Origin of the sequence: Polaribacter sp. (genome assembly GCF_036480315.1) — a bacterium.
Taxonomy (GTDB): domain Bacteria; phylum Bacteroidota; class Bacteroidia; order Flavobacteriales; family Flavobacteriaceae; genus Polaribacter.
Genome location: NZ_JAZGGG010000024.1, coordinates 26,211 through 50,624, shown reverse-complemented (window position 1 = coordinate 50,624; position 24,414 = coordinate 26,211). Strand labels below are relative to the sequence as shown.

Annotated in this window: 19 protein-coding genes; 13 read left to right on the top strand and 6 right to left on the bottom strand. The window is 29.3% G+C overall.

Translation table 11 applies throughout. From position 1 onward, the window contains the following. The first annotated feature begins 124 nt into the window (after positions 1-124). The 9 genes from V3V28_RS05210 to V3V28_RS05170 all read left to right on the top strand — a co-directional run bounded on the left by V3V28_RS05210 (position 125) and on the right by V3V28_RS05170 (position 11,596). Positions 125-2,011 (top strand): TonB-dependent receptor domain-containing protein, encoded by a 1,887-nt coding sequence (locus V3V28_RS05210; protein WP_331363970.1) that lies wholly within the window; start codon positions 125-127, stop codon positions 2,009-2,011. A gap of 18 nt (positions 2,012-2,029) precedes the next feature. Continuing rightward, on the top strand, positions 2,030-3,415 hold the full coding sequence (locus tag V3V28_RS05205) for a SusD/RagB family nutrient-binding outer membrane lipoprotein (RefSeq protein WP_331363968.1): 1,386 nt from the start codon (positions 2,030-2,032) through the stop codon (positions 3,413-3,415). A gap of 95 nt (positions 3,416-3,510) precedes the next feature. Continuing rightward, complete coding sequence (locus tag V3V28_RS05200; RefSeq protein ID WP_331363967.1) at positions 3,511-4,506, top strand: NAD(P)H-dependent amine dehydrogenase family protein; 996 nt, start codon at positions 3,511-3,513, stop codon at positions 4,504-4,506. A 35-nt stretch (positions 4,507-4,541) separates the two neighbouring features. After that, entirely contained in the window at positions 4,542-6,092 is a 1,551-nt protein-coding gene (locus tag V3V28_RS05195; RefSeq protein ID WP_331363966.1) for an N-acyl-D-amino-acid deacylase family protein, read from the top strand. Positions 6,093-6,166: 74 nt separating this feature from the next. Continuing rightward, positions 6,167-7,696, top strand: a complete 1,530-nt coding sequence (locus V3V28_RS05190; RefSeq protein WP_331363965.1) for a glutamate racemase — start codon at positions 6,167-6,169, stop codon at positions 7,694-7,696. A gap of 5 nt (positions 7,697-7,701) precedes the next feature. Next, entirely contained in the window at positions 7,702-8,940 is a 1,239-nt protein-coding gene (locus tag V3V28_RS05185) for a T9SS type A sorting domain-containing protein (protein ID WP_331363964.1), read from the top strand. A 78-nt stretch (positions 8,941-9,018) separates the two neighbouring features. After that, entirely contained in the window at positions 9,019-10,347 is a 1,329-nt protein-coding gene (locus V3V28_RS05180; RefSeq protein WP_331363963.1) for a dicarboxylate/amino acid:cation symporter, read from the top strand. A gap of 80 nt (positions 10,348-10,427) precedes the next feature. Then, positions 10,428-11,267, top strand: a complete 840-nt coding sequence (locus V3V28_RS05175) for a sulfurtransferase (RefSeq protein ID WP_331363962.1) — start codon at positions 10,428-10,430, stop codon at positions 11,265-11,267. 2 nt (positions 11,268-11,269) lie between these two features. Continuing rightward, positions 11,270-11,596, top strand: a complete 327-nt coding sequence (locus tag V3V28_RS05170; protein ID WP_331363961.1) for a hypothetical protein — start codon at positions 11,270-11,272, stop codon at positions 11,594-11,596. A 21-nt stretch (positions 11,597-11,617) separates the two neighbouring features. Here the strand turns inward: V3V28_RS05170 and V3V28_RS05165 are convergent, their stop codons facing one another. The 3 genes from V3V28_RS05165 to V3V28_RS05155 all read right to left on the bottom strand — a co-directional run bounded on the left by V3V28_RS05165 (position 11,618) and on the right by V3V28_RS05155 (position 15,743). Next, the gene (locus tag V3V28_RS05165) at positions 11,618-12,799 is read right to left on the bottom strand and encodes an aspartate aminotransferase family protein (RefSeq protein ID WP_331363960.1); all 1,182 of its coding nucleotides are present in this window, start codon (positions 12,797-12,799) and stop codon (positions 11,618-11,620) included. Positions 12,800-12,801: 2 nt separating this feature from the next. Next, positions 12,802-14,457 (bottom strand): OstA-like protein, encoded by a 1,656-nt coding sequence (locus V3V28_RS05160; RefSeq protein ID WP_331363959.1) that lies wholly within the window; start codon positions 14,455-14,457, stop codon positions 12,802-12,804. A 71-nt stretch (positions 14,458-14,528) separates the two neighbouring features. Next, positions 14,529-15,743, bottom strand: coding sequence for a hypothetical protein (locus V3V28_RS05155; protein ID WP_331363958.1), 1,215 nt, complete (start codon positions 15,741-15,743; stop codon positions 14,529-14,531). 248 nt (positions 15,744-15,991) lie between these two features. Here V3V28_RS05155 and nirK point away from each other — a divergent pair, with 248 nt between their 5' ends. The 4 genes from nirK to V3V28_RS05135 are packed head-to-tail and all read left to right on the top strand — an operon-like array spanning position 15,992 to position 20,221. Continuing rightward, on the top strand, positions 15,992-17,449 hold the full coding sequence (nirK, locus tag V3V28_RS05150) for a copper-containing nitrite reductase (RefSeq protein WP_331363957.1): 1,458 nt from the start codon (positions 15,992-15,994) through the stop codon (positions 17,447-17,449). Between the two features lie 19 nt (positions 17,450-17,468). After that, complete coding sequence (locus V3V28_RS05145) at positions 17,469-18,242, top strand: formylglycine-generating enzyme family protein (protein ID WP_331363956.1); 774 nt, start codon at positions 17,469-17,471, stop codon at positions 18,240-18,242. A gap of 1 nt (position 18,243) precedes the next feature. After that, entirely contained in the window at positions 18,244-18,957 is a 714-nt protein-coding gene (locus V3V28_RS05140) for an SCO family protein (protein WP_331363955.1), read from the top strand. A 10-nt stretch (positions 18,958-18,967) separates the two neighbouring features. Continuing rightward, a complete protein-coding gene (locus V3V28_RS05135; protein ID WP_331363954.1) occupies positions 18,968-20,221 on the top strand; it encodes an alginate export family protein in 1,254 nt (417 codons plus the stop codon). 81 nt (positions 20,222-20,302) lie between these two features. Here the strand turns inward: V3V28_RS05135 and V3V28_RS05130 are convergent, their stop codons facing one another. From V3V28_RS05130 to V3V28_RS05120, 3 genes are all read right to left on the bottom strand, one after another. Beyond that, complete coding sequence (locus V3V28_RS05130) at positions 20,303-21,574, bottom strand: adenylosuccinate synthase (RefSeq protein WP_331363953.1); 1,272 nt, start codon at positions 21,572-21,574, stop codon at positions 20,303-20,305. 39 nt (positions 21,575-21,613) lie between these two features. Further along, positions 21,614-22,063: a Fur family transcriptional regulator gene (locus V3V28_RS05125; RefSeq protein ID WP_331363969.1), complete on the bottom strand. Its 450-nt coding sequence runs from the start codon at positions 22,061-22,063 to the stop codon at positions 21,614-21,616. A gap of 72 nt (positions 22,064-22,135) precedes the next feature. After that, entirely contained in the window at positions 22,136-24,355 is a 2,220-nt protein-coding gene (locus V3V28_RS05120) for a RelA/SpoT family protein (protein ID WP_331363952.1), read from the bottom strand. Positions 24,356-24,414 lie beyond the last annotated feature (59 nt).

Below are 24,414 nucleotides of genomic sequence, written 5' to 3'. Positions count from 1 at the left end.
TTAATACCTCTAAAATTTTCTCGTAATTTGCTCTAAAGCTGTTCATCTATTTAAATGTTTGAAATTCAATTAAATATACGATTCTCTTAATCAATGAACAGCTTTTTTATAATGCACAACAGGTATTGGAACGTATTATAATAATGCAGGTACACCTACACCATTAAAACAACGTTCATATAGAAATAACTACGGGAGTAAAACTAATTCGGCATATAATAATCCTTTATGGACTGTAAATGAATTACAAAATTTAAATAATGTAGATAGGTATATTTTAAATTTAGAAACTACTTATAAGCCAACAGGTAAAATAACATTACTAGCAAGAGGTGGAGTTGATAATTTCGTCGATTTTAGAGATTCTTTCTTCCCAAAGTTTTCATCTGGTTCTGTACCTAGTGGTGGTTTTTATTCTATAGAAAATAGAGACTTAAAAAACTTGTCTTTTGATTTAATAGGGAGAACAAACTTCGATTTAAAAGAAGATTTAAATTTAGCTGTAGTATTAGGTTATGGTCATAATAATAAAGAAAGACATTCAACTTTTTCAAGTGCTCGAAATTTTCTTTTTAATACAAGATTAAGAGACTTATCTTCATTATCTGCTAATGAGGATATTAGATCAGTTAATTCTAAATCATTCTTCAAGTCAGATAGAGTTTTTGCAACAGCAGGGCTTTCTTATAAAGATGTTTTTGTTAATTTAAGTGGTGCTTATGAAACATTTTCTAGTGTAGTTGGCGGTGTTTTTTATCCAGCAATAGATGCTTCTTGGAGTTTTTCGAATATAGAAACGTTTGAAGATTCTGTGTTATCTTTTGGTAAATTAAGAGCTTCATTTGGTCAAGTAGGAGTTGCTCCAGGAAGGCATAGATTTAATACAAGTTTTGTAGGTGTAGGTTATAGCGATTATAGTGACCCTCTAGAAGGTGATGGTTTTAAATTAAGTAGTACGTTAGGAAACCCAAACTTAAAACCAGAAATTAAGACTGAATTTGAAGTTGGAGCAGATTTAAAATTTTTTAATAATAGATTAGGTTTAAACTTTACATATTATAAAAATGAAATAAATGACGTTCTATTAAATGTTACTTTGTCTCCAAGTTCAGGTTTTAATCAACAGTATAAGAATGGTGCAAAACTATCTAATAGAGGATTAGAATTTGATTTTAATGCAAAATTGCTACAACATGAAGACTATAATATTTCTCTTTTTGGTAATTTTAATAATAACAAGAGTGAAGTTTTAGATTTAGTAGGAACAGAAGTTGTTTCTTTAGTTGGAGGTTCAATTAGTTCAGTTGCTACTGTAGGTCATCCTATGAGTGTTTTGTATGGATCAAAAATAAAAAGAAATACTGATGGATCTTATGATTTAGATGCAAATGGGTTTTTACAAAAAGATTCTCAACAAGGAGTTATCGGAGACCCGAATGCTGATTGGAGAGGTGGTTTAGGTATTAATGCGAATTATAAAAAGTTTAACTTTAATATTTTATTCGAAACCTCTCAAGGAAATGACTACGCAGAACGTACTCGTTTTATTTTAGGAAACTTTGGTACCCATGCAGATGTTGGTAATGAAGTAACACCAAGTGTAGATGTTAAAGACCTTAATGGTAATGTACATCCAGCAGGAACTCCAGTTAGGGGTAATATCAAAGATTTTGGAGCTGGTCCAGTTTTACTTAACCAAGCATGGTATACAAGTAGAGGAGGAGGATTTGGTTCTTCACCAATTAATGAATTAGCCATTGCAGATGCTTCTTGGGTTCGATTAAGAGAAATTTCTGTTGGATATTCTTTAAGTTCAGAAAAATTTAGAAGTGCTACTAAACTATCATCTATAGATTTTACTTTAACAGGTAGAAATTTAGCATTATGGACAGATGTTGTAGGAGTAGATCCAGAAATAAATCAAAGTGGAGTTGCAAACGGATTTGGTATCGATTACTTTACGAATCCAACAACTAGATCTTTTGTGTTTTCAGTTAAAATAAATTATTAAATCTTAAGAGATAGAATCATGAAAAAAATTAAATATATAATAGTAATTTTCAGTATTGTTTTTTCTGGGTGTGAATATGGAGATTTAAATGAAAATCCAAATTCGCCAACTCAAGTGCCAGAAATTTTATTAGTAGAAGGTATAATGCTTGCAAATGTAGCCGTAAACTCAAGTCATATAAATCGTATTGCAGGCATGTGGTCTGGCCAATACAAAGGAGAGCAAAATTTATATGGTAATATTTTTACATATGGTATATCTACCGAAGAATCTAATAGTTCTTGGGGATATATTTATAATGGTATTGTTGCTCAAAATGATGTTATTCAAAAAGGTTTATCAAGTGATTTACTAATTATTGGAATAACAAAAGTTATTGAAGCGCAATCTGTTGGTACAGCTTGTTCAAATTGGGGTAATATTCCATATTCTGAAGCTGTAACTGTTGGTATAGATGACCCAAAATATGATACTCAAGCTGAAGTATACTCACAATTACAAACACTTTTAGATGAAGCAATTTCAAATTTAAATAGTGCTACTAGTTATTCTTTATCACAAGATATATTCTTTAATGGAGATAAATCTAAATGGATACAAACAGCATATACTTTAAAGGCAAGATACTATATGTTAATGAAGGATTACCCTTCTGCATATACAGCAGCTCAAAGTGGAATATCTTCAGGTTCAGCATCTATGAAGTATAACGCTTCAGGAGCATCAAGTGGACGTCAAAATTTATTATATGAATTTTTGTCAGGCTCAAGAGCTGGAGATATTAGTACAGATGGTACTTTTTTAGCTGGCATATTAGATGGAAGTGCTACTTCTAGAAATAATGCAAAAACTGATGAAGATGCAAGAGGTAAATACTATTATTTTGATAGAAATGGTGGAAATACTGCAGGTGTTGCTGCTGTAACAGCGCCAATGCCTATGGTTACTTATGAGGAAAACTTGTTAACTCTAGCAGAGGCAGCAGCTAGAACAACAACATTTGCTACTGCACTTGGTCATTTAAATACATTAAGAAGCTTTTTAGCTTCAGGTAATGCGTTTAATGTTGTTAACGGTACAGATGTTTTAAAGTATGATGCTTACGTAACTGCAGATTTTGCAAATGGTGGAATTGAAAATACTGATGGTATTAATGATACAAGAGCATTGTTAAGAGAGATTGTTGAGGAACGTTATGTTAGTGGTTATGGAACTTTTATGCCATGGAATGATGCACGTAGATTACGAAAAGCAGACATGGATGTTTCTGTACCTTTTCCATTAAATACTGGTGCAGCAACTGCTCATCCAGAGAGATTTCTTTTGTCACAAAAAGAATTAGACTCAAATTCCAATGCACCAATTGGAACAACAATATTTGATAAAACTGAAGTAAACCAATAATTTGAATTTTGTTTTCGAAAAGAGGCTGTTTATCCTTTTAAAACAGTCTCTTTTTTTTTTTTTTTGGCAAGATAAATTTTTAATAACTTACTTAAATGATTAATATTTTACAAATAGGATTTGGTCCTTTAGGGATTCAGATAGGGAAATATATTGCTCAAAAATCAACTATAAAAACAGTTGTAGGAGTTGATATTAACCCAGATTTAAAAGGAAAATTACTATCAGATATAGGTACTAACTTATCAAATGACGTTATTGTTTTTTCTTCAGTAAAAGAAGCACTTAATTCTCTTACAATAAAACCAGATGTAGCAATTATAACTACAGTTTCTAGTTTAGAAAAACTAATTCCACAAATAGAGGAAGTCGCAAAATTTGGTATTCCAGTAATTTCTACTTGCGAAGAATTATCTTATCCGTGGAAATTACAACCAGAATTGAGTAAACAGCTTGATGAAATTTGTAAAAAACACAATATTTCCTGTTTAGGAACAGGAGTAAACCCCGGTTTTTTAATGGATTATTTGCCTTCCGTTTTTACATCAATCTCTAAAGAAATAGAACATATTTATGTTGAGCGTGTGCAAGATGCTACACCAAGAAGAGTTCCCTTTCAACAAAAAATTGGAGCAGGTTTATCTTTAGAAGCATTTAAAACTAAAGAAGCAACAGGAACTTTACGTCATGTTGGGTTACAAGAGTCCGTGTATTTATTAGCCAATAGCATAGGTCTAGAATTAGATGAAGTTACAGAAAGTTTAGAACCAGTAATAGCAGAAACATCAGTTGCATCTGAAGCAATAAAAGTACAAAAGGGAGAAGCTAGAGGTGTTGAACAAATTGCTCATGGTTATAAAAATGGAATTTGTAAAATTAAAATGCATTTTAAAGCTGCAATTGGAGAACCTCGTTCTTTTGATAAAGTTACTATAAAAGGCGTACCAAGTTTTACTTCAGAAATTGATGGAGGAATTAACGGTGACATAGCCACTTGTGCAATTACCATAAATTGTATTAATAGTGTTTTAAAAGCTCCTGCTGGCTTACAAACAATGGCAACTATTGCAGTTCCAGGATTTATAAATTAAATTTCAGGTTGAGTAAAGTCGAGACCTTAAAAAAAATGAAACAATTAAATTCAATCTTTCTAATTATAATAATCACACTTTATTCTTGTTCAAAAAAGAAAATTGAAGCAGATATTTTAATACAAAACGGAATTGTTTATAATGGAATTGATACTCAATCAACAAATAATTCTATTGCTATAAAAGATGATAAAATTGTTTTTATTGGTGATGAAAATTCTGTCTCAATAAAAGCAAACAAAATAATTGATGTAACAGGAATGATTGTTTCTCCAGGGTTTATAGATCCTCATACACATGCAGATAGAGATTTAAAACTTCCCAAAAACTCACATAATAAACCATTTCTTTTTCAAGGAATAACAACTGTTATTACTGGTAATGATGGCGATAGTTTTTATCCAACTTCTAAATATATAGATCTATATAAATCTCACGGAATTGGTACAAATGCAGTTCCTTTAGTTGGTCATGGAACAATTCGTGAGCAAGTAATGGGCAAAAGCGATCGGAAAGCTACAACTGAAGAAATCATCAAAATGCAATACTTAATTCAGCAAGAAATGGATGCTGGTGCTTTTGGAATTTCAACAGGTTTGTTCTATTCTCCAGGAAGTTATTCAAATACTGAAGAAGTAATTGCATTGGCAAAAACAGTTTCTAAAAACGATGGAATTTACGATACACATTTACGTGATGAAAGTTCATACACAGTAGGTTTAATTCCTGCAATAGAAGAAGCAATTGAAATTGGACGACAAGCAAAATTACCAATTCATATTTCTCATATAAAATGTTTAGGCGTTGATGTTTGGCATCAAAGTAAAACAATTGTTTCAGTTATTGAAAACGCTCAAAAAGAAGGAATTAAAGTGACAGCAAATCAATATCCTTATGATGCTTCTGCAACAGGGTTAAAAGCTGCTGTTGTGCCACGTTGGGCAGAAAGTGGAGGTAAAGATTCTTTATTTATTCGTTATAAAAACCCAAAATTTACTCAAAAAATATTAAAAGAAACTAAACAGAATATAACACGAAGGGGTGGACCAGATAAGCTATTAATTGTAAAATCTGTTGAACCAAAATTTGTAGGAAAAAATTTATTAGAAATTTCTATAATGCTGAATGTTTCACCAGAGGTTGCTGTTTTTGAAACCTTAAAAACGGGTTATATAAGAGTTGCATCTTTCAATATGAATTCAGATGATATTCATACGTTTATGAAGCAAGATTGGGTAGTTACTGGTTCTGATGGAAATACAGGTCATCCAAGAAAATATGGTTCTTTTCCAAGGAAATTTCATAAATATGTTCAGCAAGAAAAAGTGATTGATATTGCTTCTTTTATTAATGGTAGTACTTCTATAACAGCCGAAATTTTCAAAATTAAAAATAGAGGAAAATTACAAGAAAATTACTTTGCAGACATTATCATCTTTAATCCAAAAACATTTAAAGATAAAGCAGATTATACCGATGCTTTTAAGCTATCGGAAGGACTGGAATACAGTATAATTAATGGACAATTAGCTGTTGATAAAGGACAATTTACCAATAAACTTAACGGAAAAGTCTTAAAAAAGTAAACAAACTCACATACAGGTAGTTAGAATTATATTTTCATATAGTTTAAGGTATCTACATCAAAAAATAAAAAAACATGAAAAAAATAAGTTTATATATTTCAGTTTTTATGCTACTTTTTATAGTTAGTTGTAAAGAAACTCCGAAGAAAACAGCACTTGCTAAAAGCAATGATATTATCAATACAATTATTAATGATAAAGATAATTTTTACCATATTGATATGGCAAACTATCCAACTTCAGATACTTCTTTGCCTATTGGAGTTTTCGATTCTGGAACTGGAGGATTAACTGTTTTAAAAGCAATTGTTAATTATGATCAAAACCAGAATACTTCTCATAAAAATGGAAGTGATGGAAATTTAGATTTTAATAAAGAAGCTTTTATTTATTTAGGAGATCAAGCAAACATGCCTTATGGTAATTATTCAAAAGAGAATAAAGTAGATTTATTAAAAGAACATATTATTAAAGATGCGCAGTTTTTAATGGGTAATAAATATTATTCGAACGTAAATGATACATCAGTAAATACAAACAAAAAACCTGTAAAAGTCTTGGTAATTGCTTGTAACACAGCAACTGCTTATGGTAAAGAATATATTGAAGAGTTCATTAAAAAAGCAAATTCGAACATTAAAGTTATTGGTGTTATTGACGCTGGTGTTCGTGGAACTTTAGCGACTATAAAGAAAGATGAAGATGCAATTATTGGAGTTTTGGCAACTGCAGGAACAGTTTCTTCTAAAGGGTATCATAATACGATTGTGAAGTTTAAAAATGAATTAAACTATACAGGAAACATTGAAGTATTTTCTCAAGGTGGAATTGGAATTGCGGAAGCAGTTGATGAAGATCCAAATTACTTCAATAAAAACCTACAAAAACCACGTAAAGATTATAAAGGACCTGGATTAAAAGGTGATGTACAAATTGATAAAACATTATTCGATGTGTATAATTTCGATTTTAATAACAGTAAAATGCTATGTGATACCGAAAAATCGGATGATTGTTCTATTCTTCAAATTAATGATGCAGAGAATTATGTACGCTATCATTTAGTAACTTTAATGGAGCAAATTAGGTTATCAAAAACTAAAAATAAATTAAAATCAATTATTTTAGGTTGCACGCATTATCCTTATTTAATGGATGAATTATCAATAATTTTAAAAGAATTATACAATTATAAGGGGAAAGATGGAAAGTCTTTATATCGTAATTTTATGGTTGAAGACATAAAATTAGTTGACCCTGCAGTTGATACTGCAAAAGAGTTACATGAATATTTAAAAGCAGAAAAATTATTCAACCCTAACGGAAATATTAAAAACAGCGAGTTTTATATTAGTGTTACTAATAAAGACAACTCTAATAATTCTATTGATAAAGATGGTCGTTTTCCTTACGATTATAAATATGGTAGAAATGCGAATGAGATTCAAGAATATGTAAAAGTTGTACCTTTTAGTCGCAAAAATATTTCGTATGATATTTTAACCAGATTTCAAAAACAAATACCTTATGTGTATCAATTAATGCAGAATTTTAATAACACAAATTCAAAAACGAAGGAACTTTCTAAAGAAGATAAAATATAAAATTATTGAAGAAATTAATTTTAGCCTTTATTCTATTTCTCTCAATTCCGCTGTTTTCACAAACTGCAACAGGAGATATTGAAACATACATAGACACTATTATTGATAATGTGCCTAGTAGTTTTGGAGAAGATTATGAAGTACCAAATAGTACACAATTAAATAATTGGAACATAATTATTGATTTTTTATTAGCAAATGATTTAACAAATGCTAGATCTAACGCAAACGGACTTGATTATCAAGTAACAGAGTTTACAGATACCTCTATTTCCCCAAATCAATTTTTTTATGTGTTAGAAAAACAAAGTTCATCTTCTAATTATTGGGGGACTTATGTGTTTAGTAAAACACCAATTAGAAATAACTTAATTATACAAGCTCCACATATAAAAAATGATACAAATACAGGGCAACAAGCTGTGCATTGTTTTAAAAACACATTGGCTAGAGCTGTTTTTATAAGCGGAACACATCGTTGTAATAGTAATAGTTTTTCTTCTTGTTCAGGAACAACTAGTACTTGTAATTCAGGTTCTCAATCTTATAGAGTATCAGATATGGCACATAATGTAACAACCATGTTTCAAAAAACTACAGAGAATTTATTTACTAATATTTCTAATTCGGTTTTTATTCAATTACATGGTTTTGGTAAAAAATCAACGGATCCTTATGTAATTATGAGTAATGGTACTCGCCAAACACCAACTACAGATTATGCAACATTAATAAAGAATGCACTTTTAAATGAAGATAGTTCATTAACATTTCAATTAGCACATATTAATACCAGTTGGACAAGACTTATAGGATTTACAAACACTCAAGGAAGATTAATTAATAATTCTTCTAATCATTGCAGTTCTTCTGCCACAAACACATCAGGAAGATTTATACATATAGAACAAGAAAAAATTAAATTAAGAAATAATTCTTCTGGTTGGACAAAAATGAGTAATGCTTTAACAAGTGTATTTTCAAGTACTTTATCTTTAAAATATTTTAACTTAAATACGAGTATTTCTATTTCACCAAACCCAACTTTAGGAAGAATTATAATCCGTGGAAAAAATGTTAATCAAATAGAAGTATATAACCTGTATGGACAGAGAATTAGGGTTAAAAAGATAAATAACGAGAATAATCCTTCTATAGATTTAAGTAAAGAATCTAGCGGAATTTATTTTTTAAAAATTAAAAAAAACGATGGTTTAGCATTAAAAAAAGTTATTCGTTTTTAAATTTATTTTAAAGTAGAGAAGAATGTTCTTTACTTTTTTTATCTTTCCACTTAAATATTAAATAACTAACTATATAATATGAAGAAACTAGCATTACATTGGAAAATTTTAATAGGAATGATTGGAGGAATCCTCTTTGGGTTAGGAATGACCTTTTTAGATGGTGGTGCTAATTTTGTTTCTAATTGGATTAATCCATTTGGAAATATTTTTGTAAAAATGCTAAAACTAATAGCAGTTCCTTTAATTATCGCTTCATTAGTAAAAGGAATTTCAGATTTAAAAGATATTTCTAAATTTAAAAATATTGGTTTAAAAACAATATCTATCTATATAGGTACAACAGTAATTGCAATTACTATTGGATTATTGTTAGTAAACATTGTGCAACCTGGAGAAGGTATTTCTGATGAAACAATTAAGAAACTAACAGAAACGTATGCTAATAGTGGAGGAGTTCAATCAAAAATTGCAGAAGCTTCAAAACAAATTAGTAGTGGCCCATTACAGTTTATGGTAGACATGGTTCCTGAAAATGCAATTAATGCAATGGGTAACAATAAGTCTATGTTGCAAGTTATTTTCTTTACTATTTTTCTTGGAATTTCTATGTTACTTGTTGGCGAAAAAAGATCAAAACCTTTAAAAAAATTCTTTGATTCTTTAAATGAAGTAGTTTTAAAAATGGTAGATTTAATTATGCTATTTGCTCCCTATGCAGTTTTTGCACTATTAGCAAATGTTGTGGTTTCTTCCAATGATCCCGATTTGTTATTAGCCTTATTAAAATATGCACTGACAGTTGTTGGTGGATTGTTATTAATGGTTGTGTTTTATATGATATTAGTGAGTGTTTTTACAAAGAAAAATCCACTTTGGTTTTTAAAACAATTAAGTCCAGCACAATTATTAGCTTTTTCAACCAGCTCAAGTGCTGCAACACTTCCTGTTACTATGGAAAGAGTAGAAGAGCATATTGGTGTAGATAAAGAAGTTTCTAGTTTTGTTTTACCAGTTGGTGCTACTATAAATATGGATGGTACAAGTTTATACCAAGCAGTAGCAGCAGTATTTATTGCACAAGCTTTAGGCTTCGATTTAACCTTTGCAGATCAATTAACTATTATTGTAACAGCTCTATTAGCGTCAATTGGTTCTGCTGCTGTACCTGGAGCAGGTATGGTTATGCTAGTAATTGTATTAGAATCTGTAGGTTTTCCTGCAGATAAATTAGCAATTGGTTTAGCTTTAATTTTCGCAGTTGATAGACCTTTAGATATGTGTAGAACAGTAATTAACGTTACTGGTGATGCTACTGTAGCCGCATTAGTTGCAAAATCTGTTGGTAAACTACATGATAATCCGGTAGTAAAGAACTGGGATGATAATTATGATGAAGTAAAATAAAAATATTTTACAATTATAAAAAAAACGGTACATTTATAAGCATCAATAGTTACAAAACTATTGATGCTTTTATATATAAAATGTCTTTAAAAATAAGCAAGCCGTTAGTTTCTGTAAATTGGTTACACAATAATTTAAATAACGATAACCTCATTGTTTTAGATTGTACCATTCCTAAAGTAACAGCGAATTCTATAATTACTGAAGGTAAATCACAAATTAAAGGAGCTGTCTTTTTTGATATAAAAAATGTTTTTTCTGATAAAAAAGCACTTTTTCCCAATACGGTTTTAACTCCAAATGAGTTTGAAATTAACGCACAAGAATTAGGAATCTATGAAGATTCACTTCTAGTTTGTTATGACGATTTAGGAATCTATTCTTCACCTAGGGTTTGGTGGATGTTTCAATTAATGGGTTTTAAGAATATTGCAGTATTAGATGGAGGTTTACCAGAATGGAAAGGGAATAATTATCCTATTGAAAAACCCAAAATTCATCAACCTAAAAAAGGAAGTTTTAAAGTTGATTATCAACCAAGGAAATTAAAATTTACAAAAGACGTTTTAAATTCCATAGAAAATAAAACCATTTTAATTGCTGATGCTCGTTCTAACGGGCGTTTCATTGGAATAGCACCAGAACCAAGAAACGATTTAAAAAGCGGACATATTCCTAATTCTGTGAGTTTGCCTTTTACAGCCATTTTAGAAAACGGAAAGATGAAGTCTGATGAAGAATTGAAAAATATTTTTAAAGATTTTAATAATAAAAAAGAAATAATTTTCACTTGTGGTTCAGGAATTACAGCATCTATTTTAGCTTTAGGAGCAGAAATTTCTGGTTTAAGAAACGTTGCTGTTTACGACGGTTCTTGGACAGAATGGGGAAGTAGTACTAATTTACCAATAGCATTATAATTATGAATTTAGATTGGACAAAAAAAGAATTTGAAGCTTATGTACTTTTGTATGCTGCGCATTGCAATCATATAGAAGATATAGCAGAACAAAAATATATTAGAACTAAAGTAGACGAAAAAACATTTCATAGAATTCATACAGAAGTTGTCGTAGATTCAGATGAATTAAATTTGAATAAAATTCAGCAGTATATATCAGAAAACGAATTGAATCAAGAAGAAAAAGAAAATTTAATTAGAGAAGTTAAAAATGTTTTTTTTGCTGATGGCTCTGTAGATTTTTTAGAAAAGAAAGTGTTTACAATTTTGAAAAAAATGCTTTTATAAATATTGAATTGTGCATATATTTTAAACTAAAACTTCATCAATAGATTTTAATAAAATAGTACAACCTAATTTAATTTCTTCATCAGAGATTGTTAATGGAGGTGTTATTCTCATAGCTCTTTCTTCAAAAAGTAAAAAGAAAAGAATCAATCCGTTTTCTAAACATTTATGAATAATTTGGGCTGCCAATTCTGGAGTTTCTACAATTGCAGCTAACATTAAACCTTTTCCTCTAATTTCTTTTATTTTAGAATGTTGTAAATGTTTTTTTATCAATTCTTCTTTCCTTAAACTTTCAGCAATTAAATTAGATGTAGTTATTTCTTTAACGGTTGCTAAACTCGCAGCTGCAATTACGGGATTGCCTGCAAATGTAGAAATATGACCCAATTTAGGATTGTCTTTTAATAAACTCATGTTTTCGAAAGAAGCAATAAAAGCACCAATTGGCATTCCACCACCTAAACCTTTTCCTGTGATAATTATATCAGGAACAACATTATAGTTTTCAAAACCCCAAAAAGTACCAGTTCTTCCTATTCCTGTTTGAATTTCATCCAAAATTAATAATGCTCCAACTTTTTCACATCGTTTTTTAACTTTTGATAAATAATCATTTTTAGGTTGTATAAAACCTGCTCCACCTTGTATTGTTTCTAAAATTACTGCGGCAGTTTTATTTGTAATTTTTTCAATTTCAATTTCATTATTATATTCAATAAATCTTACTCCTGGAACTAAAGGTCTAAAAGCTTGGTTTTGTCTCTCTACACCAGAAACACTCATTGCTCCTTGGGTATTTCCGTGATATGACTGTTTTGCGGCAATAATTTCTGCTCTTCCTGTAACTCTTTTAGCTAATTTTAAAGCGCCTTCGGTTGCTTCTGTGCCTGAATTTGTTATATAAACAGCATCCAAGTTTTTAGGAGAATTTTCCACCAGTAATTTGCATAAATCTACTTGTGGTTTTTGAATAAACTCACCATAAACCATAACATGTGCATAAGTGTCTAACTGTTTTTTTACAGCATTAATTACTTTAGGATGAGAATGTCCAAGACTGTTTGCTGAAACACCTGCAACAAAATCTAAATATTTTTTATTTGAGGTATCGTAAATATAACTTCCTTTTGCATGAGAAACTTCTATGGCAAGTGGATGCGGAGAAGTCTGTGCTTGATATTTAAAAAAATCAGACTTCATAATTATTGTTTTTTAACAGATAATTCTAAATTATTATTTGAATTAGAGCGTCTTTTATTAGGTTTCTTTTTTGTTTTCGATTTTTTTTCTAATACAGCAGAACCCTTTTTTAAAGTATCTTTTTTTGAGGGTGGTTCATTATTTTTATCATCTTTAATAAAAATATCATTTTTTGTTTTTGGTTGTTCGGTTTCTCGCCAAATAAAACCTTTTAATTCTCGAGATTCTTCAGGGAATTTTGATGGAGGATACGTTTTTCCTTCAGATTTTTTTAAATATTTAATGGTTTCTATTTGCCCTTTTGCTAATGTAAATTCAATATTACTAGAAATTTCTTTGGTAATGGTTTCCAATTTATTAGTTTCTTCATTTCTGTTATAATACACAGATTCTGCATTTCCTTTTACCAATAATAAATGAAGTTTATTCTCTTTAAACTTGCCAAACATATTTCTACCTTTTATTTGGTTGAAATCACCTATAGATAAAGAATCTTTAGAAACAATAAATGCGTTATTTAATACTTTTAGTGAATCTAATTTTTGTGTATCTACATTAGAGATTAAGTGAATTGTATCACCAGTAATCTGGTTTCTATCTGACCATAAAACAGGTTTTCTAAACATTTTTGTTAATCCAGTTGATTGATCTGTGTGTATAGAATCACATTTTCCTTGTAAATTAGATTTAAAAATTTTTACATTATGGTAGGTTCTAACAATACGTTTTTCTGGTTTGCCTGTTACTAATAGAGTATCTCCATGAATAAAAGTAGAGTCTTTATCTACAATAGAAATTGCAACCGCTCTTTTTATAATAAAAAGCGAATCTTTTAGTTCAAAAATTTCTGCATAGTTACCTTTGGTTACAAAATTCTTAACTGTATCAATAACTCTAATGTTATTAGTTGCTGAAGCAAAACCTCTCTTTTTATCATAATACAAACTATCACCTTCAACAGTTCTTTCTTTTAAATAAAGTTTTGCATTTTTCACAAAATGAGAAATATCTGTTTTTGTATTGTAAAAACCTCTTTCACAATAAATTCTATTCTCATTTTGTGTGTTTGTTATGGTTGATGGTCCGTACAAATACGTTAAGCCAGAATTTGTATAATAATCTAAATGATTCGATTCTAAATTGTGTTCTGGATTTACTACAGTTACTCTTGTAGTTGCTGTAAACTTTTTGTTTTCTAAATAATAATTACCGTTTTTACTTTTTAAAGTATTGGTTTGATCCTTTATAGTCGCAAAACTTCTGTAATATAATTTCTGATTTAAACGATCGAAATGTAAAGTATCAGAAGTCAACGTCATTGTTGGGTCTTTTAAAACTACATTTCCCCAAGAAAGCGCTTGTTTAGAATTGGCATCGTAATCTGTATAATCGCTATTTTGTGTAATAGAATCTCCTTGTTTTATCAATACTTTTCCGATAGCTTTAAAGAAATTTTGTTCTTTAAAGAAAAAAGCTTTTTGACAAGATAACTTAATTCCGTCATGAGAAATCCTAACATCACCTAACAATACAGTTGCGCCATCGTACTTATCTTCTTCAGCATACTGAATTTCTGCATTTTCAATCACAATTTTTTTTGTTTGCGAAAAAGCAATAGATGTAATACATAGAAAAAATAAAAAAGTGGTTCTTTTCAAGAGATATGTTTTACGCAAAAATAATGAAAAGAATGTTTATGTTTACTAAAGAAAAGTGAAAGTTGAATTTATTATTTTTTACTTAAAAAAGTGATTTTTGGTAAATTCTGAATGAATATTCCCAAAAGACTGATAGGAATCAATCCACTAACGATTACCAAAGTAAGATAATAATTTTCGAAAATTGATATTTGTTGCCAATTGCAAAAACCTTTGTAAATAATTAAAACTTCAGAAACAATGAACCCTGAAAGATAAATTTTTAGATAAATTTTTGAGAGTTTTAGTAGTTTAAAATAATATAAGAAAACAAATAAACACAAACTTACCAATCCTAAAAAGATAAGATGTAAATAACCAATAACAAAATCTACAACCTGTGATACTAATTCAGCAAAATAAGGAATTGAACTAATAAACTGAAGTAAAATTTTAAAGATAAAAAGTAGGTAAACAAATTGTATTAATCGATAAATAAAGGGCGATAGTTCTTTTGATATATCAAATTTAATATGAGTAATAATTTTTTGAAATTTGAATGCAGCTAATAGTTGTAAAGTGCTTCCTGTTAAAGCAAAAACATAAATGTAAGTTGGTGGTTTTATCCAAAGAACTGATAAAAATACAGTGAATATGCAACTTAAAACCATCCATTTATAAAAAGAAGAAATTATTTTTTCATCAAAATATATTTTGTTTTTTTCTATAACAAAAAAGAATATTCCTAAAAGACAAAAAATAAACCAACCATTATATTGAAAATGTAAGTAGAAGTAAATGGCATTTTTGTACCAATGAGAAGTGTTTCCTAAAGTAGTCATTATTATACCTAAAGCCCAGGGTCCAATGCTAGAAAACACCATAAATAGGAGGGAAGTATATATAAATTTATAAGAATAATTTGCTTTGTTGCCACTATAGTTATTTCTGAAAATTGCATAGAACCAATATGTGCAAATTAAAAAAAGTGTTGAAAAAATTATTGAAAATAATGCATAACCAGTTATTGGAAAACTAACTAACATACCAATAATTGTAAATTGTGTACACCAAAAAACACGAGCATATCTTTTTGAAGCTTCCTTCTTAATAAATAGATGAAATATTAATGAAGTTAAAGAAACATAAACCCAACCTAATAAAGCAATATGCGAATGTGTATGTACAATATATTTATATGTTACATTAACATCAGTAACAGGGAACAAACGTAATAAAATGCCTAAACTTGCCGCTAACAGAAAGTAAAAAAGACTAATTAAAACTTGTTTTTTTACGGATATCATTTTATTCTTTTAATAAAAATATTCTTTTTTTATTTTTCGATAATTAAATAAACATCTTATTATTAGTTGTTTATCAGTTTTAATAATGTCGATTCTATTGATTTATAATTACACACAAAAATAAAAAGATAAAAACATCTTTTTATGATAATTGTCATATTTCTTATTTTAAAAGTGCATTAATTTTGTCTTATAAAAGATATTAATGTCTTTTAATATTGAGAATGTATTAACTAAAACTAAATATAATGAAACTTTTAAAAACAGTGTGTTTATTATTTATTGCAAGCTTGCTGCTAACAAGTTGTAAAAATGATGAAAAAAAAGAGTTAGCAATTGTAGATACTTCAAAAATCTATGTTAAAGGAACTATGGATGCAGAGTTAACTTCCCCTCCTTTTGTGCCTGCTCCGGTAGGAAATAGGTCTGCTAAAAAGTTATTGGTAAATATGGAAATTCTTGAACAAGAAGGAACCATGACTGATGGTGTAAAATATGTCTATTGGACTTTTGGAGGTTCTGTTCCTGGAAGTTTTATAAGAACAAGAGTAGGAGATTTAGTAGAATTCACATTATCTAATCACCCAGATAATAAATTACCTCATAATATAGATTTACATGCAGTTACTGGTCCGGGTGGTGGTGCAACATCGTCTTTTGTTGCTCCAGGTCATAAAAAAACATTTTCTTTCAAAACATTAAATCCGGGTTTATACGTATATCACTGTGCAACAGCACCTGTAGGAATGCATATTGCAAACGGAATGTATGGTTTAATTTTAGTAGAACCAGAAGGAGGTTTACCTAAAGTAGACAAAGAATACTACATTATGCAAGGAGATTTTTATACAAAAGGAGCTACCGGCGAAAGAGGGTTACAACCTTTTGATATGACAAAAGCAATTAAAGAAGATGCAGATTATGTAGTTTTTAATGGAAAAGTTGGTGCTTTAACAGGTGATAATGCAATTACTGCAAATGTTGGTGAAACGGTGCGTTTGTATGTTGGTAATGGTGGGCCAAATTTAACATCTTCTTTTCATGTTATTGGAGAAATTTTTGACAACGTACACGTTGAAGGAGGAGATTTAATTAATAAAAATGTACAGACCACTTCAATTCCTGCAGGTGGTGCAGCAATTGTAGATTTTAAAGTAGATGTTCCTGGAACTTTTATTATTGTAGATCACGCTATTTTTAGAGCATTTAATAAAGGTGCTTTAGGAATGTTAAAGGTAACAGGAGAAGAAAAAAAGGATTTGTATTCTGGTATAAAACAAGAAGGAATTTATCATCCAGAAGGAAGTACAATTCAAACAATGCCAGATTCTGAAGATAAAAAGAAAAAAGTTACTTCTACTAAAGAGAAAACATTGGCTCAAAAACTTAAAGATGGTAAACAAGTCTATATGAACACTTGTTTTGCTTGTCATCAAGCAGAAGGTCAAGGAATACCAAACGCGTTTCCTCCTTTAGCAAAATCAGATTATTTAAATGATGATGTAAAAAGAGCAATTGGTGTTGTCTTAAATGGTAAAACTGGTGAGATTACTGTAAATGGAAAGAAATACAATAGTGTAATGACTAAACAGACTTTAACTGAAGAAGAAGTTGCTGATGTTATGACTTATGTTTATAATTCTTGGGGAAATAATAAAACCAATGTAAGTATAAATAAAGTTAAAGAAGTAAAAAGTAGTCATTAATAAGTTCAATTCAAATTCAATGAAAACTCTTTTAAGATTGGCAATTTGTCTATTATTTCTAAATTCAATTGGTACAAATTGTCAATCTAAAATGGTACAAATTAAAGGTGGAGAATATATTCCTTTATATGGTAGAGATTCAATGAAGGTTTCTATTGATGATTTTTCCATGGATGTTTACCCAGTTACCAATAAAGAGTATTTAGCATTTGTAAAAAAATATCAAAAATGGCAAAGAAGTAAAGCTATTAAGTTATTTGTTGATGGTAGTTACTTACGAGAATGGAAATCTGATACAATTTTAAATAATAATCAGAAATTAAATTCACCCATAACAAATATTTCATGGTTTGCTGCTAAAAACTATTGTGAGATACAAGGTAAAAGATTACCAACAGTAGATGAGTGGGAATACGTTGCGATGGCAAATAAAACAATGCCAGACGCTAGAACACTTAAAGAGTATAATGCTTTTATTTTAAGCTGGTACGAAAAACCAAAAACATTTAATCAAACAATTGGTTCAACTTTTAAAAATTACTGGCGAGTGTATGATTTACATGGTTTGGTTTGGGAATGGGCTTCGGATTTTAATTCGGTTTTAATTTCGGGAGAATCAAGGAAAGATGTTGACACCGATAATAATTTATTTTGCGGTAGTGCAGCTGTAAACGCAACCGATTTAATGAATTATGCAGCATTTATGCGATATGCAATTAGAGGAAGCTTAAAAGCAAAATACACGATGAAAAACCTTGGTTTTAGGTGTGTTAAAGATGATAAAACTAATTAAAATGAAACAACTAACATATATATTATTTATTGTAACTATTACAATATTAGGTTCTTGTGATAAAAAAACTACCAAAGTAACGGCTAAAGTAGGTTATCAATGTCCCATGAAATGTGAAGCCGAAAAAGTATATTTAGAAAAAGGTACTTGTCCTGTTTGTAAAATGGATTTAAGATCAAATTCAAAAAAAACAGCAAAAGTTTTAAGTGATAAAATTTCTGAAGCATCTATTTTTAATTTAACATCTAAATGGAATACGCAAGAAAGTAAAGAAATAGTATTAGAAGAACTAAAAGGAAAAACTTTGGTAATGGTAATGGTTTATACAACTTGTAAAGCTGCTTGCCCTAGATTAACAGCAGATATGAGAAATATAGAAGCTAAAATTCCTACTGAATTAAAAAAGGATGTGAATTATGTTTTAGTAAGTATAGACCCTGAAAACGACACCCCAAAAAGGTTAAAAGAGTTTGCTAATGAGAATTATTTAGACTCTAAATATTGGACTCTATTACAAGGAACAGAAGATGGTGTTAGAGAGTTTGCAAATGTTTTAGCAGTAAAATATAAACAAATTTCACCATTAGATTTTTCACATTCTAATATTATAAGTGTTTTTAATCCGCATGGTGAATTAGTACATCAACAACAAGGTTTAGGTATTGACAATAAAGAAACAATTACAAAAATCATTGAAACAATAACTCAATTATAAAGAGACAAAAATGAAAAAAAGAATATTTTTTAGTACTATTATTTTTATGACAATATTTTCTATAAATGCACAATCATTTAAGTTGTCATCAGAAATTAGGCCTCGTTTTGAAAACAGACATGGTTATAAAACATTAATAAAAACTGGAGAAGAAGGCGCTAGTTTTATATCACAAAGAACACGTTTAAATTTTAATTTTAAACAAGAAAAATTAACTCTTGGCATTTCTTTACAAAACGTTAGAGTTTGGGGAGATATAAGTACACTAGCTTCTAATGACAATGCAAATTCGTTTCATCAAGCATGGGCAGCATATCAGCTTTCGGAAAAGTTGTCTCTAAAGTTTGGACGACAAGAAATTATTTATGACGATAGTAGAATTTTTGGAAATGTTGGTTGGGCGCAACAAGCAAGAAGTTTTGATGCTGTTGTTGCAAAAATAAAAACATCAAAAAAAGGAAAATTAGATATTGGTTATTCTTTGAATAATGATTCTAGACAACTTACAAATTCATTATATACAAACGTAGCTGGTTATAAAACGTTTCAATATGCATGGTATCACACAGAAATTGAGAATTTTGGCTTAAGTTTATTAGCGTTGAATAACGGGGTTGAATTTTTAAATTCAAATTCTGAAGAAGAACTTAATTATTCGCAAACTTTTGGTTCTAGAGCAACTTACAAAACTGGTAACTTATCTTTTAATGGTTCAATTTATTTTCAAACTGGTAAAATTTTCGAAAACTCTGTGAGTTCAAGTTATTTTGGTGGAAATATAAAACACAAAACTTCAGAAGAATTTAATATAGGTTTAGGAATAGAGTACTTATCTGGAAAGGATATGAATGATACAAGTTCTAAAATAAAATCTTTTAATCCTGTGTTTGGAACCAATCATAAATTTAATGGTTTTATGGATTATTTCTATGTAGGTAATCATATTAATTCCGTTGGTTTGTTAGATATTAATGCAACTTTAGCATATTCTAAAAATAAGTTTTCAGCAAAATTAATTCCACATGTTTTTTCTTCTACGGCAGATATTTACAATGTAAACTCTAAAATGAGTAATAGTTTAGGTACAGAAATTGATGTAGTTTTAGGGTATAAAATATCTAATAATGTAACATTAAATGGAGGTTTCTCTAAAATGTATGGTACAAATTCTTTAGAGATATTAAAGAATGGAAATAATGATTCTGATAATTCGTGGACTTGGTTAATGGTAACCTTTAAACCAACATTATTTTCTTCAAAATAATTTTTAGTTAGTTTTTTAATAGAAAAAGCATCTTTCAAATACTGAAAGATGCTTTTTTGATATTTATAATACAGATAAAGGTTATCTGTTTATTGTTTGTTTTCTATCTGGACCAACAGAAACAATAGATACAGGAACTCCAGTTTCTTTTTCAATAAAAGCAACATAATCCATTAAGTTCTTTGGTAATTGATCTGCAGAAGTCATTTTTGTTAAATCATCTTCCCAACCTTTAAATTCTGTATAGTTTACAGAAACATTTTCGGGTTCAATATTATAAGGGAAATGAGAAATTTTTTCTCCTTTATAATTGTATGAAGTACATATTTTTAAAGTATTAAAACCAGAAAGAACATCACCTTTCATCATCATTAATTGAGTAACTCCATTAACATCTACTGCGTATTTTAAGGCTACTAAATCTAACCATCCACATCTTCTTGGTCTTCCTGTAGTTGCTCCAAATTCATGACCAATTCTTGCCATATCCTCTCCATCTTTATCAAACAATTCTGTAGGAAAAGGACCAGAACCAACACGTGTAGTGTAGGCTTTAAAAATTCCGAAGACATCACCAATTCTGTTTGGTGCAACCCCTAAACCAGTACAAGCTCCTGCTGCTGTTGTGTTAGAAGATGTTACAAAAGGATAGGTGCCAAAATCAATATCTAGTAAAGATCCTTGTGCTCCTTCAGCTAAAATTGTCTTTTTATCTTTTATAGCTTGGTTTAAAAACTCTTCACTGTCAATAAATTGTAACGTTTTTAATTTTTCGATTCCTCTATCGAATTCTGCTTCTAACTCATCTAAATCATATTCAATTTCAATGTTAAAATAATCTAACATTCCTAAATGTTTCGCAGTTAAAGCGTGGTATTTTTCTTTCCAGTTTTCTAATTCTAAATCACCAACTCGCATACCGTTTCTACCAGTTTTGTCCATATAAGTTGGGCCAATTCCTTTTAAAGTAGAACCAATTTTAGCTTTTCCTTTAGACGTTTCTGAGGCTGCATCTAAAAGTCTATGTGTTGGTAAAATTAAATGTGCTTTTCTAGAAATTAATAATTTAGAAGTATAATCTACATTATGCTTATCTAAATTTTCTAGTTCTTTTTTAAAAATAACAGGATCTATTACAACTCCATTTCCAACAACATTTAATGCTGTTTTATGAAAAATTCCTGAAGGAATTGTATGTAAAACGTGTTTAAATCCATCAAAAATTAAAGTATGTCCAGCATTTGGTCCACCTTGAAAGCGAGCAATGATGTCATAATTTGATGTAAGTACGTCTACAATTTTACCTTTTCCTTCATCTCCCCATTGTAATCCGAGTAATAAATCTACAGCCATTAGTTGTTTAATTAGTTGTTTGTTGTGTTGTATTGTTAATTAAGATTTGTTCTTCTTTGTTCCGTAAAAATAAAGTGAATGATTATGGATATCAATATCAAAAACTTCTTCTATGGTTTTTTTTATAATTTGTATTCTTGGGTCGCAAAATTCTTTTACTTCACCAGAATCTGTAAAAATAACATGATCGTGGTTTTTATCAAAATAACTTTTTTCATAGCGAGCCATAGATTGTCCATCAAATTGATGTTTTCTAACTAAACCACAATCTTGTAATAAATCTATAGTATTGTATAAAGTAGCTCTACTGACACGATAATTTTTGTTTTTCATTTTAATATAAAGAGATTCTATATCAAAATGTTCTTCTGCTACATAGATTTCTTGAAGTATAGCATAACGTTCAGGAGTTTTTCTGTGTTTGTTTTCTTCTAAATAAGTAGTAAAAACTTTTTTTACTATTTCTTGATTTTCAAGAGAATTACTCATGGTTTTTATTTTTGCCAAAAAGCAAATTTACAGTTATTTCTTAATAAAAAAGCTTTTTTAAAAGAATGATATTTACAAACTATTAACACGTTCTACTTTTTTAACTCCATCTACTTTTTGTAAACTTTGTAAAACTTTGTTTAATTGAGCGCTATTCTTTACACTCAAGCTTATTTTTCCTTCAAATATACCATAATCACCAGCAATATTAATACTGTTGATAAAAACGCCCATATTGTTAGAAATAATTTTAGTTACGTTGTTTATTATACCTTTATTATCTACACCACTTATTTTTAAAATTGCTTTAAAATCTTGCTTTGTTGAGTCTATCCACTTTGTTTGCATAATTCTATATGCATAGTTAGACTGCAAAGAAATTGCGTTTGGACAATTCATTTTATGAATTTTTATACCATCATTAATGGTTAAAAAACCAAATACTTTATCACCAGCAATAGGGTTACAACATTTAGATAATTTATAGTCTAATTTCTCTTCTTCTTTACCAAAAACTAACGCATCATATTTGTTAGTAACTTCCTCTGTATCTATAAGAGCTTTGTTAGATGGACTTCTTCTTAATGTAGTTTTAAAGAAATTTAAAATAGCACTATTTCTTTGAGATACAAAGGCTTTTAATTGTGTATTATCTATTGCACCGTTACCAAATCTATAAAATAAATCGAAACTCGTTTTTAGTTTGTAATAGTTTACAAGTTCGTTGATTGTTTTTTCATTAAAAGGAATTTTTAAATGACGTAGTTTACGCATTAAGACTGCTTTTCCCTCTTCTGAAATTGCTTTTTCTTCCTCTTTAAGTGCTGCTCTAATCTTTGTTTTTGCTCTTGCTGTAATTACAAAATCTAACCATCTAGCATTTGGTTTTTTTGAAGAAGTTGTAATAACTTCTATTTGATCTCCACTTTTTAACGTGTAACTTAAAGGAACTAGTTTACCATTTACTTTTGCTCCTCTACATTTTAAACCTACGTCTGTGTGAATAGAAAATGCAAAATCTAAAGCAGATGCATCTTTTGGTAACGATTTTAAATCTCCTTTTGGGGTAAAAACATAAATTTCTTTTGCATATAGATTTAATTTAAAATCCTCAACAAAATCAACAGCATTCAGACTCTGGTTCTCTAAAGTTTCCTTAAGTTTATTTAACCAAGATTCTAAACCAGATTCTGTTTCTGATCCTTGTTTGTATTTAAAATGTGCAGCGTATCCTTTTTCTGCAATTTCATTCATTCTATTAGAACGAATTTGAACTTCTACCCATTGTGCTTTTGGCCCAACAACCGTAATATGTAAAGCTTCATAACCAGTAGATTTCGGTTGAGAAATCCAATCTCTTAAACGAGTTGGGTTTGGTTTGAAGTAATCTGTTACTATTGTGTAAATTTTCCAAGCATCAAATTTATCGTCATCAGAAGTAGGAGAGTAAATAATACGAATGGCATATTTGTCATAAACTTCATCAAAAGTTACATTCTGACTTCTCATTTTTCTTCTGATAGAATAAATAGACTTAAAACGCCCTTTTATATCATAAGTAAAATTCTCTTTGTCAAGTCCTTTTTTTAAAGTTTCAGCAAAAGTTTCTAAATAATTTTGTTGCTCTTCTTTGCTTTCTTTTATTTTTGCTACAATATCTGTGTAAACTTCTGGTTCTGTATATTTTAAACCTAAATCTTCAAGCTCTGTTTTAATGTTATACAAACCTAATCTATGCGCTAAAGGAGCATAAATATATAAGGTTTCTGAAGCAATTTTCACTTGTTTATGTGCAGGCATTGCATCCATAGTTTGCATGTTATGCAATCTATCTGCAATTTTTATTAAAATAACTCTAACATCATCATTTAATGTTAATAGCATTTTTCTAAAATTTTCTGCTTGAATAGAAGCATCTTGACTTTTATTTAAACGAGAAATCTTGGTTAAACCATTTACAATTCTTGCAATTGTTTCGTCAAACAATTGCTCCATGTCATCTAATGTGTATTCAGTGTCTTCAACAACATCATGTAATAAAGCAGCGGCAATAGAAGTAGCTCCTAAACCAATTTCCATAGCAACAATTTTTGCTACTGCAATTGGATGATAAATATATGGTTCACCAGTTTTTCTTCGCTGTGATGAATGTGCGTCTACAGCAATATCGAAAGCTTTTCTTATGAGTACTTTATCTTCTTTAGATAATACTTCATAAGTACCTTTTAATAAATCTTTGTAGCGATTTGCAATCTCCTTATTTTCCTCTTCTATGGTTGCTGTGTATTCCATTAACTGGTATAAAGATTATAAATTAATCTAAAGTGAATTTAGGAATAAGAATTTTAACA

Bases quoted from the DNA above. Each gene is read 5' to 3' on its own strand.
- V3V28_RS05175 (WP_331363962.1), top strand. From the start codon at position 10,428: ATGTCTTTAAAAATAAGCAAGCCGTTAGTTTCTGTAAATTGGTTACAC.
- V3V28_RS05135 (WP_331363954.1), top strand. From the start codon at position 18,968: ATGAAAAAAAGAATATTTTTTAGTACTATTATTTTTATGACAATATTT.
- V3V28_RS05165 (WP_331363960.1), bottom strand. From the start codon at position 12,799: ATGAAGTCTGATTTTTTTAAATATCAAGCACAGACTTCTCCGCATCCA.
- V3V28_RS05170 (WP_331363961.1), top strand. From the start codon at position 11,270: ATGAATTTAGATTGGACAAAAAAAGAATTTGAAGCTTATGTACTTTTG.
- nirK (WP_331363957.1), top strand. From the start codon at position 15,992: ATGAAACTTTTAAAAACAGTGTGTTTATTATTTATTGCAAGCTTGCTG.
- V3V28_RS05200 (WP_331363967.1), top strand. From the start codon at position 3,511: ATGATTAATATTTTACAAATAGGATTTGGTCCTTTAGGGATTCAGATA.
- V3V28_RS05205 (WP_331363968.1), top strand. From the start codon at position 2,030: ATGAAAAAAATTAAATATATAATAGTAATTTTCAGTATTGTTTTTTCT.
- V3V28_RS05155 (WP_331363958.1), bottom strand. From the start codon at position 15,743: ATGATATCCGTAAAAAAACAAGTTTTAATTAGTCTTTTTTACTTTCTG.
- V3V28_RS05120 (WP_331363952.1), bottom strand. From the start codon at position 24,355: ATGGAATACACAGCAACCATAGAAGAGGAAAATAAGGAGATTGCAAAT.
- V3V28_RS05180 (WP_331363963.1), top strand. From the start codon at position 9,019: ATGAAGAAACTAGCATTACATTGGAAAATTTTAATAGGAATGATTGGA.
- V3V28_RS05125 (WP_331363969.1), bottom strand. From the start codon at position 22,063: ATGAGTAATTCTCTTGAAAATCAAGAAATAGTAAAAAAAGTTTTTACT.
- V3V28_RS05195 (WP_331363966.1), top strand. From the start codon at position 4,542: ATGAAACAATTAAATTCAATCTTTCTAATTATAATAATCACACTTTAT.
- V3V28_RS05130 (WP_331363953.1), bottom strand. From the start codon at position 21,574: ATGGCTGTAGATTTATTACTCGGATTACAATGGGGAGATGAAGGAAAA.
- V3V28_RS05190 (WP_331363965.1), top strand. From the start codon at position 6,167: ATGAAAAAAATAAGTTTATATATTTCAGTTTTTATGCTACTTTTTATA.
- V3V28_RS05140 (WP_331363955.1), top strand. From the start codon at position 18,244: ATGAAACAACTAACATATATATTATTTATTGTAACTATTACAATATTA.
- V3V28_RS05145 (WP_331363956.1), top strand. From the start codon at position 17,469: ATGAAAACTCTTTTAAGATTGGCAATTTGTCTATTATTTCTAAATTCA.